At 72.9% G+C, this 17430-nt stretch carries 15 protein-coding genes; 10 read left to right on the top strand and 5 right to left on the bottom strand.

Translation table 11 applies throughout. The features are described 5' to 3' along the window. Positions 1 to 19: 19 nt before the first annotated feature. Both ACIBQ8_RS45835 and ACIBQ8_RS45830 read right to left on the bottom strand, forming a co-directional pair. The gene (locus ACIBQ8_RS45835; RefSeq protein ID WP_397195256.1) at positions 20 to 1696 is read right to left on the bottom strand and encodes a hypothetical protein; all 1677 of its coding nucleotides are present in this window, start codon (positions 1694 to 1696) and stop codon (positions 20 to 22) included. After that, a complete protein-coding gene (locus ACIBQ8_RS45830; RefSeq protein WP_397195255.1) occupies positions 1693 to 2628 on the bottom strand; it encodes a hypothetical protein in 936 nt (311 codons plus the stop codon). Before ACIBQ8_RS45830 ends, ACIBQ8_RS45835 begins: the two co-directional genes overlap by 4 nt. Before the next feature lie 162 nt (positions 2629 to 2790). On the opposite strand from ACIBQ8_RS45830, the gene ACIBQ8_RS45825 reads away from it, so the two are divergent. The 10 genes from ACIBQ8_RS45825 to ACIBQ8_RS45780 all read left to right on the top strand — a co-directional run bounded on the left by ACIBQ8_RS45825 (position 2791) and on the right by ACIBQ8_RS45780 (position 14112). Beyond that, positions 2791 to 3039, top strand: coding sequence for an acyl carrier protein (locus ACIBQ8_RS45825; RefSeq protein WP_397170598.1), 249 nt, complete (start codon positions 2791 to 2793; stop codon positions 3037 to 3039). Then, positions 3014 to 3772, top strand: a complete 759-nt coding sequence (locus ACIBQ8_RS45820) for an SDR family NAD(P)-dependent oxidoreductase (protein WP_397170600.1) — start codon at positions 3014 to 3016, stop codon at positions 3770 to 3772. Before ACIBQ8_RS45825 ends, ACIBQ8_RS45820 begins: the two co-directional genes overlap by 26 nt. After that, the gene (locus tag ACIBQ8_RS45815; protein WP_397170602.1) at positions 3772 to 5091 is read left to right on the top strand and encodes an AMP-binding protein; all 1320 of its coding nucleotides are present in this window, start codon (positions 3772 to 3774) and stop codon (positions 5089 to 5091) included. The genes ACIBQ8_RS45820 and ACIBQ8_RS45815 overlap by 1 nt, the downstream gene beginning before the upstream one ends. Next, positions 5088 to 6116 carry an acyl-protein synthetase gene (locus ACIBQ8_RS45810; RefSeq protein WP_397195254.1) on the top strand — a complete coding sequence of 343 codons (1029 nt, stop codon included), beginning with the start codon at positions 5088 to 5090 and terminating at the stop codon, positions 6114 to 6116. Before ACIBQ8_RS45815 ends, ACIBQ8_RS45810 begins: the two co-directional genes overlap by 4 nt. Continuing rightward, entirely contained in the window at positions 6116 to 7384 is a 1269-nt protein-coding gene (locus tag ACIBQ8_RS45805) for an acyl-CoA reductase (RefSeq protein ID WP_397195253.1), read from the top strand. Before ACIBQ8_RS45810 ends, ACIBQ8_RS45805 begins: the two co-directional genes overlap by 1 nt. Before the next feature lie 241 nt (positions 7385 to 7625). Next, on the top strand, positions 7626 to 9800 hold the full coding sequence (locus tag ACIBQ8_RS45800) for a hypothetical protein (RefSeq protein ID WP_397195252.1): 2175 nt from the start codon (positions 7626 to 7628) through the stop codon (positions 9798 to 9800). Between the two features lie 106 nt (positions 9801 to 9906). Beyond that, a complete protein-coding gene (locus tag ACIBQ8_RS45795; RefSeq protein WP_397170609.1) occupies positions 9907 to 11157 on the top strand; it encodes a glycosyltransferase in 1251 nt (416 codons plus the stop codon). Next, entirely contained in the window at positions 11144 to 11842 is a 699-nt protein-coding gene (locus ACIBQ8_RS45790) for a class I SAM-dependent methyltransferase (protein ID WP_397170610.1), read from the top strand. The genes ACIBQ8_RS45795 and ACIBQ8_RS45790 overlap by 14 nt, the downstream gene beginning before the upstream one ends. 94 nt (positions 11843 to 11936) lie before the next feature. Then, positions 11937 to 12611, top strand: coding sequence for a polysaccharide deacetylase family protein (locus tag ACIBQ8_RS45785; protein ID WP_397170612.1), 675 nt, complete (start codon positions 11937 to 11939; stop codon positions 12609 to 12611). Positions 12612 to 12639: 28 nt separating this feature from the next. Next, a complete protein-coding gene (locus ACIBQ8_RS45780) occupies positions 12640 to 14112 on the top strand; it encodes a hypothetical protein (RefSeq protein WP_397195251.1) in 1473 nt (490 codons plus the stop codon). Positions 14113 to 14134: 22 nt separating this feature from the next. Here the strand turns inward: ACIBQ8_RS45780 and ACIBQ8_RS45775 are convergent, their stop codons facing one another. From ACIBQ8_RS45775 to ACIBQ8_RS45765, 3 genes are read right to left on the bottom strand one after another with little or no spacing between them, the layout of a single operon-like run. Then, a complete protein-coding gene (locus ACIBQ8_RS45775; RefSeq protein WP_397170615.1) occupies positions 14135 to 14599 on the bottom strand; it encodes a response regulator in 465 nt (154 codons plus the stop codon). Next, positions 14596 to 16218: a CHASE3 domain-containing protein gene (locus ACIBQ8_RS45770; RefSeq protein WP_397170616.1), complete on the bottom strand. Its 1623-nt coding sequence runs from the start codon at positions 16216 to 16218 to the stop codon at positions 14596 to 14598. The genes ACIBQ8_RS45775 and ACIBQ8_RS45770 overlap by 4 nt, the downstream gene beginning before the upstream one ends. Next, positions 16215 to 17393 (bottom strand): PP2C family protein-serine/threonine phosphatase, encoded by a 1179-nt coding sequence (locus ACIBQ8_RS45765; protein WP_397195250.1) that lies wholly within the window; start codon positions 17391 to 17393, stop codon positions 16215 to 16217. The genes ACIBQ8_RS45770 and ACIBQ8_RS45765 overlap by 4 nt, the downstream gene beginning before the upstream one ends. Positions 17394 to 17430 lie beyond the last annotated feature (37 nt).

Below are 17430 nucleotides of genomic sequence, written 5' to 3'. Positions count from 1 at the left end.
CAGCGTTGTCGTCGGCTCGTCAGCCGGACAGCAGTCGGAAGACCCGGCGGGCGACCTTGCGCGGGCGGGCCAGACGGCGGGAGAGGCGGTACCCGAGCGTGCGCCGGTAGGCGGCGGTCTTGCGCTGGGTCCTTCTCAGCTTGGACCTGGCCCTCACCAGCTCGCGCTCGCGGTAGGAGAGCTTGGTCTCCAGCCGGGAGATCCTGGCCAGGGCGGCGGTGAGCTGGTCGGCCAGACGGTCGCGGGCGCCGAGCAGGTCACGGTAGGTGGGCGGGTCGGCGTGCTCGGCCGGGTGGCCCAGCTCGGCGTCGAACTTGCGGGCCAGGTCGAGGTCGCCCTGGTCGCAGGGGCGTCCGGCCATGCCGCAGAGGGTCAGCGTGAGCTGGTCGGCCTCCAGCGGCCACGGCCACGGGTGGTGGTGACCCGCCGCCAGCAGCCGTACGGCGAACCGCCACAGCACCCTGCACAGCACCACGCGCGGCTCCGGCGGCACGGCCGGCGCGGCGGTCTGGACGATGGCGGTGAACCGCTCGCCGTCGTGGACCAGGCCGTCGGCGGTCACGCAGGGGCCTCCGTCGGCCTCCAGCCAGTCGGCCAGCGCCGACAGCAGCTCGCGCACGGCCCTGGTGTCCTCGCGGGCGCACGCCTCGACCAGGATCTCCTCGACCACCCGCCCGGCCGGGACCGGACGCTCGGGGCCGTCGGGCAGCCGCCGCATGCCGCCCCTGGTCAGCTCGTGGACGACGGCCCCCTCCTCGATCAGGCCGAGCGGCAGCTCGACCGCGCCCTCCGCCCCTTCCGCGACCTCCGCGGCCTCTGCGCCTTTCGTGCCTCCAGCGCCTGCCGGCACGTGCGGGGGCGACGGCGGGCGGGTGGCGACGGCGAGCCACAGCGGGGCCAGCTCCTCCCCCAGCCGGTGGCGGAACACCAGCCGGGTGAGCCGCAGCGGGTCGGCCACCAGCATGCGGTCGCCGCCCTTGGCGCTCAGCGGGAACGTGATCGCCTCCGGCAGGTCGAAGGCGAGCGCCTCGCGCGCCAGCAACGCGCGCGGGGCCTGCCGCCCCGGATAGGCCGCGTAGCAGCGCTCGACGCTCAGCCCCGCCCCCTCCAGGGCGCCGTCGAGCGCGCCCGGCCCGCTCGGGTGGCTCGGGTCGAACCCGTGCGGGGCCCACTGGTCGTCGCCGCCCTCCCGGTCGGCGGGCCTGGCCTCGATGAACCGGTCGACGCCCAGGTCGTTGCGCACGCCCAGCACCAGCCGCCCGCCGGGCGCGACGAGGGCCGACAGCGCGTGCAGCGACTCGATCCAGGCCGCCGCCGGCGCCTCGGCCGAGTGCGTGCGCAGCAGCCCGTCGAGCGCCAGCACCAGCTCGTACGGCTCGTCCGCGTCGAACAGGTCCAGCCGCCCGCAGTGGACGGCGAGCCGCGGGTGCCGTTCGCCGAGGGCGCAGGCGTCGGGGTAGGACCGCAGCAGCACGGCCGTCTCGCCGGCCCGGTCCACCACGTCGTCGACCAGCACCTGCGGGTGCGGCCCGACCAGCAGCACCCGGCCGCTCGCCGGGATCATGCGGCCGACCAGCTCCAGGGCCGCGCCGCGCCAGTCGGTGACGCCGGCCACGTTGGACAGGTCCGACCACAGCAGCATCTCGCCGCCGATCAGGCGCACGTTCGCGGGCGCCTCGCTCACGCGCTCGCTCATGACGTCACCCCGTGGAGCGTGCCCTGCCGCCCGGCGGCGGTCGCCCTCGCCCAGGGCGCGGGACGTCCGGCTCCCGCCGCGCCTCCCCCTGCCGTCGCTCCCCCGGGCACCCGCTTCCATCCGAACATTCGCCGTAGCTCCTCCGGTGTCGCCTGATATTCGAATCCCAGCTCCTGCCGCGCCACCTCGGCGGCCAGCTCGGGATCGACGTGCGTGCCGTGCAGCTCGGGCCAGAGCCGCATGCGGCGCGCCGTGCCGCCGTACTCGGGGCGCTCGTCCTCGTACTGCATCGGATCTCCGTAGACGGCGACCTCGCAGCCGACGGAGGCGCCGTAGAACAGCGCGCTGCCGAGCCGGTTGGAGGCCACCCTGCGATGGCGCCGCAACTGGACCAGCTGCCGGCGCAGGAAGTCGCGCCCCTTGCTCTCCCACCGGGAACCGCGCTCGCCGTGACAGATGACCTTGAATCCCCTCGATTCATACGCCCGCCGAATGTCCGGATTCGCATATTCCAGCCAGTAAAGACAGACAGTTACCGGTTCGGTCTCGACATTTCGGATTTCGTCGGCGAGGAGGGCATGATCCCCGGTCACGGATGACTTCTCCCAGCCATGAAAGGGATACCAGATCGTGCCCTTGCGTTCGGAGACCACGCCGAGCTCAGGCTCCAGGTGAAGCAGGTAGATCCAGGGCGCGCCGATGAGGTAGTGGCCGCGTCTGCCCATCGACCAGCCTCGACGACGAAGCACGTCAGACCAGATGAAACGGGGATATCCGGGACTGCACCAATGGTCGTTCGGGGGAAATCCGTGGAGATAGTTCCATCCGTGTTGCAGGAAGCCCTGGATTCGCTTCGGCGTCTCGTCCGGCAGCTCGCAGTATCTGCCCAGAATGCGCGAGTGCCCGTACCAGTGATTGGATTCGTCCATCATTCCCCCTGTAGCGGTTGGCGCGCCCCTTGGGACATTCCCAGCCCCGAACGACGGCCACGCGCCGTTATACGCTTCCATTACTCACGTCGGGGGTTTGGTTTCTCCTGCCACCGCAATCCCCGCTACACTGCGTCGTGGCTTGAGGACAGAGAGTGAGACATCATGAGTCATCTCGACCGCCTGCGGGCCGTCTTCCGCACGGCGCTCAACCTGCCGGCCGACGCACCCGTCGACCGCCTCGAATACCGCGGCATCCCCCAGTGGGACTCCCTGGCCCACATGGCGTTGATCGCGGCGATGGAGGACGAGTTCTCCATCATGATCGACACCGACGACATGATCGACATGAGCTCGTTCGCCAAGGCGGGCGAGCTGCTGGAGAAGCATGGAATCGGCGCAGCCGCCGTCTGAGGCCCGCGTCGCCCTGGTCACGGGGTCGACGAGGGGCATCGGCCGCGCCATCGCCACCACCCTGGCCGCCACCGGCCACACCGTCGTCCTGCACGGCCGCGACGCCGAGCGCGCCGAGAAGGCCGCCTCCGAGGTGGCCGCGGCGACCGGCGGCCGGACGTGGTCCGTCCACGGCGACGTGGCCGACCGCGCCGCGGTGGCCGGCCACATGCGCGAGATCACCCGGCGCCACGGGCGGCTCGACGCCCTGGTGGTCAACGCCGGCGTCTACGCCTCCGGCCCGCTGGCCATGACCCCCGCCGAGACCCTCGACGAGCTCTACCGCACCAACGCCCTGGCCCCGGCCCACACGCTGCAACTGGCGTTCCGGCTGCTGCTGCGCGGGCAGGGCCCCGCCGTCGTGCTGGTCTCCTCGCTCATGGGCCGGGCGGGCGGCGCCAACCAGGCGGCCTACTCCGCGACCAAGGCGTCCGTCATCGGCCTGACCCTGGCCGCCGCCAGGGAGATGGGCCCGGCGGGCATCCGGGTCAACGCCGTGGCCCCCGGCTACGTCGAGACCGACATGCTGAAGACGCTGCGGCCCGACGACCGCGAGACGGCGATCTCGGCGACCCCGCTGCGGCGCATCGGCCGGCCCGACGACGTCGCCCAGGCGGTGGCGTTCCTGCTCTCGCCCGGCGCGTCGTACATCACCGGCCAGGTGCTCGGGGTCGACGGCGGGCTGGTGCCGTGATGTTCCCATCCGGGCAGGCCGGGCTCGTCGTCGCCGGCGACCAGGAGGGGCTGGCCGGCGACGAGCTGGCCCGGCGCGTCGCCCGCGTGGCCGAGGCCCTGTCCCGGCTGCGGCCGGGGCCGCTGTTCTGCGGCATGCGCAACAACCTGGCGTCCGTGCTGCGCTATCTCGCCGCCTGGCAGACCGGCAGGCCGATCGCGCTGCTCGACCCCGACCTGTCGGCCGCGGCCCTGGCCGACCTGGTGAGCCGGTTCCGGCCCGCGGCGCTGGTCGGGTTCACCCACGCGCCCGACGGGCCGCCGGGCGCCCGCGGCCAGGCCCCCGACCCGCATCCCGACCTGGCCGTGCTCCTGGCCACCTCGGGCTCGACGGGCAACCCCAAGCTGGTGCGGCTGTCCAGGGAGGCGGTCGCGGCCAACGCCGCCGCCATCGCCTCGGCGCTGTCGATCATGCCCGGCGAGATCGCGCCCACCAGCCTGCCGCTGCACTACAGCTACGGCCTGTCGGTGCTCAACAGCCACCTGCACGCGGGGGCGACGGTCGTCCTGACCGAGGCCGGGCTGCTCGAACGGTCCTTCTGGACGCACCTCGACGAGCACAAGTGCACCTCGCTCGCGGCCGTCCCCTACCAGTACGAGATGCTGCGCAGGCTCCGCTTCGACCGCGCCGAGCATCCCACGATCCGCACGCTCACCCAGGCCGGCGGCCGGCTCAGCCCCGAGCTGGTGTCCCTGTTCGCCGCCCAGGCCGACCGCTTCTTCGTCATGTACGGCCAGACGGAGGCCACGGCCCGCATCGCCGTCCTGCCGCCCGACCGGCTCGCCGACAAGCCGGGCTCGGCCGGGCAGGCCGTCCCCGGCGGGCGGCTGACGATCGACGGCGGCGAGGTCGTCTACCACGGGCCCAACGTGATGATGGGCTACGCCGAGACCGCCGCCGACCTGGCCAGGCCCGACGACCTGGGCGGGGTGCTGCGCACCGGCGACCTCGGCCGGCTCGACGACGAGGGCTTCCTCTACGTCACCGGCCGGCTCAGGCGCATCGCCAAGATCTTCGGCGTCCGGGTCAACCTCGACGACGTCGAGCAGCTGCTGCGCGACACCGTGCCGGTCGCGGCGACCAGCGGCGACGACCGGGTCACGGTGTGGGCCGAAGGGCTCGACGCGGCCGGGTGCCGCAACCTGGCCCGCCGGCTGGGCGCCGAGCTGCGGCTCCACTGGAGCGGCTTCGACGTGCGCGCCGTCGAACGGCTGCCGCTGCTGCCCACCGGCAAGATCGACTACCGGACGCTGGAGTCGGCCGCGGAGGCCGGGCGGTGAGCGTGTTCACGCTCGACGCCGCCGCGCGGGAGGAGGTGCTGGCCGGGGAACTGGCGGCGCTGACCGAGCGGCACCGGCGGGCGTGCCCGCCCTACCGGCGCATCCTCGACGCGATCGGCGCCCATCCGCCCTACGAGCGGGTGGCCGACCTGCCGTGGCTGCCGGTGCGGCTGTTCAAGACCCACGAGCTGCGCAGCGTCCCGGCCGAGGCGGTGTTCCGGGTCCTGACCTCCAGCGGCACCACCGGGCAGCGGCCGAGCCGGGTCTACCTCGACCGGGAGGCGGCGGCCGCGCAGCCGCGCATGCTGGCCGCGACCCTGCGGGCGGTGCTGGGCGAGCGGCGGCTGCCGATGCTGATCGTCGACGCCCGCTCGGTCGTCCGCGGCCCGGCCCTGAGCGCCCGGGGGGCCGGGGTGCTCGGGATGATGAACTTCGGCAGAGACCACACCTTCGTCCTCGACGAGCAGGGCGAGGTCGACGCGGCGGCCGTCGAGGCGTTCCTGGCCCGCCACGGCGGCGAGCCGTTCCTGGTCTTCGGGTTCACCTTCATGGTCTGGCTCTACCTGCTCGGCCTGGGGGCCGACCTGTCCCAGGGCGTGCTGATCCACTCGGGCGGCTGGAAGCGGCTGGCCGAGCAGGCGGTCGACAACGACGCCTTCCGCCGGCGGCTGGCGTCCGAGTGCGGGCTGACCAGGGTCCACAACTTCTACGGCATGGTCGAGCAGATCGGCACGGTCTTCCTGGAGGGCCCGGGCGGCGACGGGCTCTACTGCCCCGACTTCGCCGACGTCGTCATCCGCGACCCCGGCACCTGGCGGGAGGTCCCGCCCGGCGAGCCGGGGCTGATCGAGGTGGTCAGCACCCTGCCCACCTCCTATCCCGGCCACGCGCTGCTGACCGAAGACCTCGGCATGGTCCACGGCGTCGACGACGGCCACTGGCCGGGCAAGCGGTTCACCGTGCTGGGCAGGCTGCCGCGGGCCGAGGCGCGCGGTTGCAGCGACACCTTCGGGCAGGGCGGCTGATGACCGATCGATCGATCACCACCCGGATCCCGCGCGTGGGCGAGGCGGGCGGGGTCGTGGTGCGTTTTCCTCCCGGCGGCTCGCCCGTCCCCGTCGAGGAGCTGGTCGCGCAGGTGCGGCAGGGCGCGCCCCTTGAGGTGGGCGACGAGCGGGTGCGCGGGTTCCTGGCGGCGTTCGGCAAGCGGCTGCTGCGGCCCGCGCTGGCCCGCCGCCATCCCGAGCTGGGCTCGCTGGGGTTCTTCCTGCGGCCCAGCGAGCTGGCCCGCACCCTCGAAGAGCTGCGCACCCCGCACGTACGCGTGCCGCGCGGCCTGGTCTTCCATCTCCCGCCGGCCAACGTCGACACCGTCTTCGTCTACTCCTGGGCCCTGTCGGCCCTGATGGGCAACCGCAACGTCGTCCGCCTGTCGCCGCGCGCGGGGGCGGTCGCCGCGGTCGTCCTCGACACGCTCGGGGAGACGCTGGCCGACGCCGATCCGGTGGTGACGGCCACGCAGCGCATCGTCTCCTACGACCGGCGGGCCGAGGCGGTCACCGCCGCCCTGTCGGCGGCCTGCGACCTGCGGGTCATCTGGGGCGGCGACGACACCGTACGCGAGGTGCGCCGCCACCCGCTCGCGCCGCACGCCCGCGACCTGACCTTCCCCGACCGCTCGTCGTTCGCGGTGGTGAACGCGGCGGCCTGGCTGTGCGCGCCGCGCGCGGCCAGGGTGGCGGCGGCCGAGGGGTTCGTCAACGACAGCTACTGGTTCGACCAGGCCGCCTGCTCCTCGCCCCGCACCGTGTTCTGGGTGGGGGCCGAGGGCGACGGCGAGGCGGCGCGGGGCGACTTCACCGAGCAGGTGTCGCGGGTGCTGGCCGGGCGCGGCTGGGACGTCGACGCGGCGATGGCGGTGGAGAAGCGGGTCTCGGTCTACGGGCTGGCCGCCGACGGGCTGGTGGACCTGATCGAGTTCCGGGGCAACGCGCTGGCCAACGTGACGCTGGCGGCGGCGGCCGCCATGCCGCGGCGGTGGCTGGGCGCGGGCACGTTCGCGCACGCGCGGGTGGCGACGCTGGCGGAGCTGGTCCCGATGGTCGAGCGCAAGGACCAGACGCTGACCCACTTCGGCTTCTCGCTGGGCGAGCTGGAGGGGCTGGCCCGGGAGCTCGCCGGGCGCGGGGTCGATCGCATGGTGCCGGTGGGCAGCGCGTTGAGCTTCCACCGGGTGTGGGACGGCGTCGACCTGCCGGGCGAGTTCACGCGACTGGTGACCGTGGTCAGATGAGCCCTCGTCGGACGAACCGGCCGCGCACGGGGCCGGGGCACCGATGACGTCCGTTCCTCCGCGGGCCATCGCACCGCCGGGCGGCCACCGGTCCGCCGCCCCGGACGACAGGCCCACGACGGTCGCTCCGGCGCCTGGCGCGCCCCTTGGCGGTCGTCGCGCCGGTGCGGGTCGGCGGGGACGGGAGGGCCGGGCCGCGGTCCCCGGCCGCGGCTCAGGGGCATGAGGGGGTGGCTTGGGGATGACGGCTGTGGTGGTGGACGCCCCGGTCAGGGGGCGGCGGGCGCCGGGGTGGGCGCGGCGGCTGCTCGCGGGGTGGCTGCCGGCCGGGACGGTGCTGGGCGGGGCGGCCTGGGTGTTGCTCTGGTGCGGGGTTCCGGCGGGCGATCTGGCGGCCTTCGGCGCGTACGTCCTGCTCGGGGTGGCGCTGCCGGGGACGTTGCTCTGGCGGGCGCTCACCGGCGGCGGCCGGTCGTTCGCCGAGGACGTGGCCGCCGGGCTGGCCCTCGGGTACGCGGTCGAGGTCCTGGTCTACATCCCCGCCCGCGCGGCCGGCCTGCCGCTGCTCGTCCTGGGCTGGCCGGTCACCGCCGTCGCGGCGTTCCTCGTGGTGCCGCGGTTGCGGCGTCACTGGCGGGGCCGGGCCGAGCGCGAACGGATGCCCTGGTGGTGCGCCTGGTCGCTGGCGGGGGTCGCCGGTTACCTGCTGGCCTTCTGCGCCCGGTCGCTCTACCGCGTGCCGATCACCGACGCGTACGTCGACATGCCCTACCACCTGGCCCTGCTCGGCGAGGTCAGGAACCACGTGCCGCCCACGCTGCCGTCGGTGCTGGGCGAGCGGCTGTCCTACCACTGGTTCGTCTACGCCGAGATGGCGGCCACGAGCTGGGTCACCGGGATCGAGCCGGTGACGCTGGTCTACCGGCTGTCCACGTTGCCGATGACGTTCGCGATGGTCGTGCTCGTGGCGGTGCTCGGGCGGCGGCTCGGCGGGCGCTGGGGGGCGGGGCTCGCGGCGGTCGGCGTCACGTACTTCCTGTTCGCCCCCGTCTTGCAGGACGGCGTGGTGTTCACCTCGCGGTCGATGTTCACCGCGTGGGCCAGCCCGACGCAGACGTTCGGCGCGTTGCTGTTCGCGCCCGTGGTGCTGGTGCTCACCGCCATGCGGCCGAGGGGGTGGGCGGCGGTGGCCGTGCTGCTGCTGGCGCTGACGGGGGCCAAGGCGACGTTCCTGCCGTTGCTGCTGGCCGGGCTGGTGTTCGTGCTGGTCGTGCGGTTGCCGGTGGAGCGGCGGCTGCGGCGGGAGTGGGTGGTGCCGGCGGCGATCACGTTCGGCTGCCTGCTGATCGCGCAGTTCGTGGTGTTCGGGCGAGGGGCGCAGGGCACGGTGGTGGCGCCGTTCGCCACGATGCGCACGTTGTGGGGGGTGGTGGCCGACGTGCAGCCGCCCGCGCTGGCCGCCGAGCCGTGGGGGCCGGTGCTGGTGTTCGCCGGCATCCACCTGTTCTGCCTGCTCTGCGTGTGGGGCGGCGTGGCGGCGTTGAGGTCCCGGCTGCTGGACCCGGCGGTGCTGCTGCCGGTCGGCGTCGGGCTGGCGGGCATCGGCGCGATCATGGTGCTCGGCCATCCGTCCGACGCGCAGCTCTACTTCCTGGAGGGGGTGCGGCCGTACCTGTCGGTGGCCGCGGTGTGCGGGGCGGTGGCGGCCGTGGAGCGGCGGCGGGTGCCGTGGGCGGTGGTCGCGGGCCTGGCCGGGGCGGGGGCGGCGGTGGCCGTCGCGGCCTCGCGGCTGACGCCGCCGGGCGCGGTGCTGGTGCGGGTGCTGGTCCCGTACCTGGTGCTCGCGGGGGTGGCCGTGGTGGTGCTGGCGTTCCGGCGCAGGGGGTTCTCGCTGGCGGTGGTGGCGCTGCTGGCGGGGTACGCCGTGCCCACCTCGCTGCGGGAGGCGGTCGTGCACGTCGCGCCCGAGCCGTGGGAGCGCGAGCGGCTGATCCCGGCGGGGGCGCTGGAGGCCGGACGGTGGCTGCGCGACCATTCCGCGCCCGGCGACGTGGTGGCCACCGACCTCCACTGCCGCAACCCGGCGCCCCGCCGTACGTGCGACAGCAGGCACTTCTGGGTCTCGGGGTTCACCGAGCGGCGGGTGCTGGTCGAGGGCTGGGCGTACGCCGAGAGCACGCTGTCGCGCGCCGAGATGTTCGTGACCCCCTACCTCCAGGTGCCGTTCGCCGACCAGACCAGGCTGGCCGACAACGACACGGCCTTCCGCGAGCCGTCGGCCGCGAACGTCGGCAGGCTCCGCCGGAAATACGGCGTCAAATGGCTGTTCACCAGCAATGATCCGGCGTTGGAGACATACGCCGAACTGCGCTTCCGCAACGCCGACGCCTCCGTGTACGAGCTCACGACCGGGTAAAGCTTGCCCCCGTTCATGGAATGGTGCGAAGAAACGGCACGCGCCCCGCTGGACGCCCCCAGCACCATTTCCGTGAACCTACCGCCGCAAGCGATCAGGGAACTCTATGGACACGCGTGCCGCCATGGACCCGAGCCCCAACGTCCTGGACACCTCGGCCGGCCTGGCGACCGTCGACATCGTCATCCCGGTGCTCAACGAGGAGCGGGCGCTGCCGGGCTGCGTGCGCACGCTGACCGGGTTCCTGGAGGACGGCTTCCCGCTGCCGTGGCGCATCACGGTCGTGGACAACGGCAGCACCGACGACACCTGGCCGATCGCCACCCGGCTGGCCGCCGAGCACGACCGGGTGCACGCCCGCCGCCTGGACATCCGGGGCCGCGGAGCCGCGCTCAAGGCGGCCTGGCGGGAGAGCCCGGCCGACATCGTCGCGTACATGGACGTCGATCTGTCCACCGACCTCGGCGCGCTGTTCCCGCTGGTCGCGGCGGTGGCGAGCGGACATTCGGAGATCGCCATCGGCACCCGGCTCGCGCACAGCGCCCGTACCCTGCGCTCGATCCGCCGCGAGGTGGTGTCGCGCAGCTACAACGCGCTGCTGCGGTACGGGTTCGGGGTCCGGTTCAGCGACGCCCAGTGCGGGTTCAAGGCGGCCAGGACCGACGTGGTCCGGCCGCTCATGGACAAGATCGAGGACGACGCCTGGTTCTTCGACACCGAGCTGCTGCTGCTGGCCGAGCACAACGGCCTGCGCGTGCACGAGGTGCCGGTCGACTGGATCGAGGACACCGACTCGCGCGTCCGCGTGGTCAGGACGGCGATCGACGACCTGAAGGGCCTGGCCAGGGTCGCCTGGTCGATGTCCATGGGCCGGGCCGACGTCGAGGTGGCGCGTTCGGAGCTCACGCCCACGCATCCCGACGCGGTGGTCGCCCGGCCGAGGGCGGTGACGCTGGCGAAGTTCGCCTCGTTCGCCGCGATCGGCGTGTTCTCCGTCCTGCTGTACGCGCTCATCTACCTGCCGTTGCGCGGCGTCTGGGCGCCCGCGCCGGCCAACCTGGGCGCGCTGGTGCTCACCGGGTTCGTCAACACCGAGGCGAACCGGCGCTGGACGTTCAACCGCCTGGGCGGACGGCGTACCGCGATGCACTTCCGGGCGGCGCTGCTCTTCCTGGCGAACTACCTCCTGACCACCTCCGCCGTGCTCGGCCTGCGCAGCGTGTCGCCGGGGGCCGGGCGGCTGATGGAGATGAGCGCGGTGGTCGCCACGTACGGTCTGCTCACCCTGATCCGCTTCACCGCTCTGGACCGCTGGGTCTTCTCCCGCACAAGGAACCAACCACATGGAAACCACTGAGATCCGCCGGCTGCTCGACCTTGAGGACACCCATTGGTGGTACCGGGAGCGCCGGGCGATCCTGCGCAGGGAACTGCGCGAGCTGGGCCGTCCAGGGCGGGCGCTCGACGTCGGCGCGGCCGGCGGCGGGAACACCCGGGTGCTGGTCGAGGCCGGCTGGGACGCCACCGCGACGGACTACTGCGAGACGGCGGTCGAGGTCGCCAGGGAACGCGGGCTCAAGGCCGTGCACGCCGACGCGCGGGCGCTGCCGTTCGAGTCGTCGAGCATGGACCTGGTGACCGCGTTCGACGTGCTCGAACACATCCACGAGGACCATCTCGTCACCGAGGAGATCGCCCGGGTGCTGGCGCCCGGCGGGCACGCCCTGATCGCCGTCCCGTGCGACATGGCGCTGTGGTCGGCGCACGACGACGCCGTGGGCCACGTACGCCGCTACGGCCGGGACACGCTGACCGTCGTGGTGGAGAAGGCCGGGCTGAAGGTGGACCGGCTGTGGAGCTGGAACGTGCTGCTGCGCCCGCTGGTGGCCCGGCACCGGCGGCGGTCGAGGGGCAGCGACCTGCAGCCGACGCCCGCGGTGGTGAACGCGGGCCTGTCGATGGTGGTGCGCGCCGAGCGCTACCTGCCGGTCAGGTCGCTGAAGGGCGTGACGCTGTTCCTGCGGGCCAGGCTGGGCAGGTGACGGGTTCCGAGCCACAGGAGGGGAAGGCCGGGGGCAGGTCTCAAGTCGATGTCCGGTGACGCGGCCGGGCCCGGATGGTTCTAGGCTGTCGCGTGTGGTGATTCACGCCCTCCTCGCGGCCACCCTGGCCCTGACCGCCACGCCCGCGGCCGCCGCCCCGAAGATCGACTGCGCCCGGCTCAAGTGCCTGGCGCTGACCTTCGACGACGGCCCGAGCGAGCACACGGCGACGCTGCTCAAGGTGCTTCGGAAGGAGGGGGCCAAGGCCACCTTCTTCCTCGTCGGCAAGCAGGTCGAGCGGCGTCCGGCGCTGGCCCGGCAGCAGGCCGCGGAGGGGCACGCGATCGGCGACCACACCTACTCCCACCCCTCGCTGCCGACCCTGCGCGACGACGACATCATCGAGGAGCTGCGCACCACCCAGGCGCTCATCGAAGACGCCACGGGCCGCCGCCCGACGATGTACCGCCCGCCCTACGGGCACACCGACGAACGCGTGCTGCGCATGGCCGACCAGCAGGACCTGGCCGAGATCCTGTGGACGGGCACCACCCTCGACTGGAAGCTGCGCGACGCCAAGAAGATCAAGGCGACCGTGCTCAAGCTGGCCAAGCGCGACGGCGTCATCCTCATGCACGACACGGTCCCGCAGACCGTCAAGGCGATGCCCGAGATCGTCAAGGAGCTCAAGAAGCAGGGCTACACCCTGGTCACCGTCCCGACGCTGTTGCGCGGCAAGGGGCCCGACTCCGGAGTGAGCTACTTCTGAGCACGTCTCCCTCCCGAGTGCTGGAACCATGGAGAGCGTCAGCCCCGCCGCGGCACGTCCCAGGCCGTGGGTCGCCCTTGTCACCTTCCTGATCATTCAGGCGGTGCTCGCCTGCTGGTGGGCGGCCTTCTACCCCGGGCTGTTCAGCCGCGACTCGGTGCTCTATCTCAGCCACACCGTCGTCGGGCCGTGGGTGAGCGACCATTCGGTGGCCTACGACGCGCTGTTGTGGCTGAGCTTCACCAGGACGGGTGACCTCGGGGCGGTCACGTTCGCGCAGACCACGGCGATGGCGGGGGCGCTGACGTACCTGGCGCGGTCGCTCGTGTCGCTGGGGGCGCCGCGGTGGGCCACGACGCTGGTGGCGGTGCTGGCGCCGGTGACGCCGACGGTGGGGGCGTTCACGGTCACGCTGTGGAAGGACGTGCCGTTCACGATCTGCGCGATCATGATCGCGGGGGTCTGCGCGCGCATGGCCGCGCGCCGGCGGGTCTCCCTGGCCGGGCTCGGCGTGCTCATGACGCTGCTCGGGCTGTTCCGCGCGAACGGCTTCCTGGTGGTGGGCATCGCCGTCGCCGTCCTGCTGGTGGTCGTCGCCACGCGGCGGGTACGGCTCGCGCTCGTCGGCACGGTGGCGGCCGCCGTGCCGCTGCTGCTGACGAACCTGCTGTTCCCGCGGTTCGGCATCACGCCGCCGTCCAGCACGTACGTCTACCACACGGCCTTCGCCGACGTCGCCGTGGCGTTCAGGGAGCGTCCTGAGCTGTTCACCGAGCAGGACAAGGCGCTGATGACCTCGGTCGCGCCGCTCAGCAGGTGGTGGGAGGGAGGCACCTGCGCCACGGTCAACCTGCTGATCTGGCGCCGCGACTTCAGCTGGCCGGCCGCCGACGCGCATGCGGGCGAGCTGCTCGGCCTGTGGGAACGGCTGCTGACGAGCGATCCCGGGATGATCGTCGGCACCCGCCTGTGCCGGGGGGCGATCGCGTGGAGCCCGGTCCAGGACCCGTACGTGGTGGGCGGGATGACGTACCGGTTCTCGCGGCGGCCCAGCGCCGACACGTACGTGGGGCCCGGCAAGGTGCCGGACTTCGCCGGCCGCGGGGTGTTCTCGCTCCGGCCGCTGTCGGCCGAGCTGAACCAGGTGGCCGAGCCGTGGCTGACGGGGGCGCTGCTCCCGCAGTGGGACTGGGTGTTGTGGCGGGGGGCCTCGTGGGCCTACCTGTCGTACGCGGCGGTGGCGCTGGGGGCGCTGGCCCTGCGCAACCGCTTTGTGGTCGGGGTGGCGGCGGTCGTGGCCGGGCAGCAGCTCGCCGTGCTGGCCAACATCTCGGCCCAGGACTTCCGGTACATGGCCGCGCCGATCTTCGTCGGGCTGCTGCTGGCGCCGCTGCTCCTGGCGAGCGCCGGGCGGCTGCTGATCGCCGCGGCCCGGCCGGCGTGGCGGGCGCTGCGCCGGCCGGCCCCGCCCGCCGCCGAGACGACCGGCCCTGACGACTAGGCCAGGCGACCAGGCCAGGCGACTAGGCCAGGCCCTGGCCGTCGGGCAGCCGGGTACGGCCGGGAAGCCGCACCACGGTGACGAAGAACTCGTCGATCTGCCGGATGACGGCCATGAACTGCTCAAGGTCGACTGGCTTGGTCACGTACGCGTTGGCGAACAGCTTGTAGCTGCGCAGGATGTCCTCCTCGGCCGAGGAGGTGGTCAGGACGACGACCGGGATCGCCCGCAGCTCCGGATCGCCCTTGATCTGCTCCAGCACCTGCCGCCCGTCGTACTTGGGCAGGTTGAGGTCGAGCAGGACGAGGTCGGGCCGCGGCGCGCCCACGTGCGCCCCGCGCTGGTAGATGAAGTCGAGCGCCTCCAGGCCGTCGCGCACGACGTGGAGGTTGTTGCGGATCTTGTTGTCCTCGAACGCCTCGCGGGTGATGAGCTCGTCACCGGGATCGTCCTCGACCAGGAGCACTTCGATGGGCTGGACGGTCATGCGGTCGCTCCTTCGTCGGTGACGGCGGGCAGGGTGAAGCTGATCCGGGCTCCCTCGGTGTGGCCGGTGTCGAGCCAGATCGTACCGCCGTGGTTCTCCACGATCTTCTTGCACATCGCCAGGCCGATGCCGGTGCCGCTGTAGGCCTCGCGGCTGTGCAGGCGCTGGAAGATGATGAAGATCTTATCGGCGAACTCGGCCTCCACGCCGATGCCGTTGTCGGTGACCGAGAACAGCCACTCGTTCTCCCGCTGCTCGCAGGCGATCCGGATGCGCGGGGCGCGGTCGGGGGCGCGGAACTTCAGCGCGTTGCCGACGAGGTTCTGCCAGAGCATGCCGAGCATGGTGGGGTCGCCGATCACGCTGGGCAGCGGGTCGGGCCGCTCGATCTCGGCGCCGGTCTCCTCGATCACCGCCGACAGGTCCACCAGGGCCTTGTCGAGCGACTCCTCCAGCTCGACCGGCTTGCGGTCGTCGTACAGGCGGCCGACGCGGGAGAAGGTGAGCAGGTCGTTGATCAGGACCTGCATGCGGGTGGCGCCGTCCACGGCGAAGTGGATGTACTGGACGCCGCGCTCGTCGAGCACATCGCCGTAGCGCTTCTGGAGGAGCTGGCAGAACGTGGCGATCTTGCGCAGCGGCTCCTGGAGGTCGTGGGAGGCGACGTAGGCGAACTGCTCCAGCTCGGCGTTCGACCGCCGCAGCTCCTCGGCCTGGGCGTCGAGGCCGGCCGCCTGCTCGCGCAGCAGGACGTGCTGCTTGCGGAACTCGTCGAGGGCGAAGACGATCTTCGTCCGCATCGACTCCACGTCGCGGGCGACCTCGCGGATGTCGGCCGGCCCGCTGGCGGGGATCGCCCGGTCGAAGTCGCCGGCGGCGATGTCGCGGGCGGCCTCGCGCAGCTCGTCGAGCGGACGCCCGATCGCCCGCCGCAGCAGCACCGCCATCGCGACGCCGGCCACCAGGAACAGGACCAGCATGATGACGAAGGCCAGGTTGCGCACCTGCTCGACCTGCCGCAGCTCCTCCTGGGCGAGCTGCCGGGCCTTGGCCAGCCGCTCGTCCTGCCGGTCGAGCAGCGCCCTGATCTGGTCGAAGGCTTGCTTGCCGCTCTCGATGCGGCTCGCCGAGATGACCCCGTCGGCCCGCTTGTCGGCGGTGAGCGGCTCGGCGTAGTCGCGTCGCCAGGTGGCCGCCGCGTCCCTGACCGCGTTCAGCTCGCCGACCAGCTCCGGACGGTCGCCGATGAGCGTGGCGATGCGCTCGCGGCTGCGCCGCTCGTCCGCCACGCCCGCCGTGTACGGCTGGAGGAAGTCCTCGTTGCCGGTCAGCAGGAACCCGCGTACGCCGGTCTCCTGGTCGATCAGGGTGCTGCGCAACTGGGCGGCCTCGATCCTGGCCGGCGAGATGCGCAGGATGACCTGGTCGGACAGCCGCGCGGTGCGGTCGAGCATCACGGTGGCGACCACCACGCAGGTGACCACCAGGACCGACACGGCCGCGATCATCAGCACGAACCAGCCGTGGACGGTCAGCCGCCGCCAGCCCTGCTCGCCGCCACGCGTACGGGAAACCTTCTGCACGGCCTGCCTCTCCAGCACGGACGCCTGTTCGCTCACGATTCGTCTTTCCAGCGCAGGTGCACGACGGCCACGTCGTCCGCCGCCGCGTCGTGGACGGAGGCCGCCTCGACGTCGGCCAGGATCGCGTCGAGCAGTTCCTCGCTGCCCAGGCCCGTCCACCGGGACGACAGCTCCAGCAGGCCCTCCTCGCCCAGCCACCGGGGCGTGTCGCCCGGCAGCCGGCGCTCGAAGAGGCCGTCGGTGTAGAGCGTCACGCCGCCGCCCTCGGGCAGTTCCAGGAGGTCCTCCTCCCAGTCGGGCTCGATGGGCAGGCCGAGCGCGGGCCCCTGCCGCGGGTCGGCGAGCAGCACCGAGTCGGCCGTGTGCACCAGCAGGCCGGGATGCCCGGCGCGCCACACCCGCATCGTGTGCCGGTCGGGCTCCAGGACGACCGTGGACATCGTGACGAAGACCTCAGAACCCGCCCGCTCGGCCCGCAGGATCCGTTCGAGCTGGCGCAGCAGCGGGACGCCGGTCATGCCGTTGAGCACCAGCGTCCGCCAGGCGATGCGCAGGCAGACGCCGAGCGCCGCCTCGTCGGGCCCGTGGCCGCAGACGTCGCCGATCACCGCGTGCACGACCTTGTCGTCGGTCTCGACGACGTCGAAGAAGTCGCCGCCGAGCGTGGCCGAGCCGCGGCTGGCCCGGTAGCGGGAGGCGACCTCCAGGGGCATCTCCTGCAGCAGCGGCGTCGGCAGCAGGCCGCGCTCCAGGCGGGCGTTCTCCTTGGCGCGCATGCGTTCGGTGTGCAGCGCCACGGCCGCCTGCTCGGCCTGCTTGCGCTGCATGGCGTAGCGCAGCGTGCGGCCCAGCCATTCGGCCTCGACCCGGCCCTTGACCAGGTAGTCCTGGGCTCCGGCGGTCACCGCGGCGAGGCCGGCGCTCTCCTCGGCCAGGCCGGTCAGCACGACGACCGCGGCGTCCCCGGCCTCCTCCAGCACCGACGACAGGGCGGAGAACTCGTAGGCGTCGGGCAGGCCGAGGTCGAGCAGCACGCACTGGGGGCGCAGGCGGGCCAGCGCCCTGCGGGCCTCGTCCACCGAACGCGCCCACTCCAGCCGGACGGCAAGGCCGCTGTCCTCCAGCAGCTCCTGGACGATCAGCGCATCCTGCGGATCGTCCTCCACGAGCAACACCAACGGCTGCCGGACATCCTCACTCGCATGGGCCATGTTGGCAATTGCACCCTTCGTCCACCGGCACCGAGCT

This window comes from Nonomuraea sp. NPDC049646 (assembly GCF_044465525.1).
In the GTDB taxonomy this organism is placed as follows: domain Bacteria; phylum Actinomycetota; class Actinomycetes; order Streptosporangiales; family Streptosporangiaceae; genus Nonomuraea.
The sequence above is the reverse complement of the archived record's forward strand: the minus strand, read 5'-3'. Positions and strand labels throughout refer to the sequence as shown.

Coding starts and splice junctions, on each gene's coding strand:
- ACIBQ8_RS45795 (WP_397170609.1), top strand. CDS start 9,907: ATGGACACGCGTGCCGCCATGGACCCGAGCCCCAACGTCCTGGACACC.
- ACIBQ8_RS45790 (WP_397170610.1), top strand. CDS start 11,144: ATGGAAACCACTGAGATCCGCCGGCTGCTCGACCTTGAGGACACCCAT.
- ACIBQ8_RS45765 (WP_397195250.1), bottom strand. CDS start 17,393: ATGGCCCATGCGAGTGAGGATGTCCGGCAGCCGTTGGTGTTGCTCGTG.
- ACIBQ8_RS45775 (WP_397170615.1), bottom strand. CDS start 14,599: ATGACCGTCCAGCCCATCGAAGTGCTCCTGGTCGAGGACGATCCCGGT.
- ACIBQ8_RS45835 (WP_397195256.1), bottom strand. CDS start 1,696: ATGAGCGAGCGCGTGAGCGAGGCGCCCGCGAACGTGCGCCTGATCGGC.
- ACIBQ8_RS45815 (WP_397170602.1), top strand. CDS start 3,772: ATGTTCCCATCCGGGCAGGCCGGGCTCGTCGTCGCCGGCGACCAGGAG.
- ACIBQ8_RS45820 (WP_397170600.1), top strand. CDS start 3,014: ATGGAATCGGCGCAGCCGCCGTCTGAGGCCCGCGTCGCCCTGGTCACG.
- ACIBQ8_RS45800 (WP_397195252.1), top strand. CDS start 7,626: ATGACGGCTGTGGTGGTGGACGCCCCGGTCAGGGGGCGGCGGGCGCCG.
- ACIBQ8_RS45805 (WP_397195253.1), top strand. CDS start 6,116: ATGACCGATCGATCGATCACCACCCGGATCCCGCGCGTGGGCGAGGCG.
- ACIBQ8_RS45825 (WP_397170598.1), top strand. CDS start 2,791: ATGAGTCATCTCGACCGCCTGCGGGCCGTCTTCCGCACGGCGCTCAAC.
- ACIBQ8_RS45830 (WP_397195255.1), bottom strand. CDS start 2,628: ATGATGGACGAATCCAATCACTGGTACGGGCACTCGCGCATTCTGGGC.
- ACIBQ8_RS45780 (WP_397195251.1), top strand. CDS start 12,640: ATGGAGAGCGTCAGCCCCGCCGCGGCACGTCCCAGGCCGTGGGTCGCC.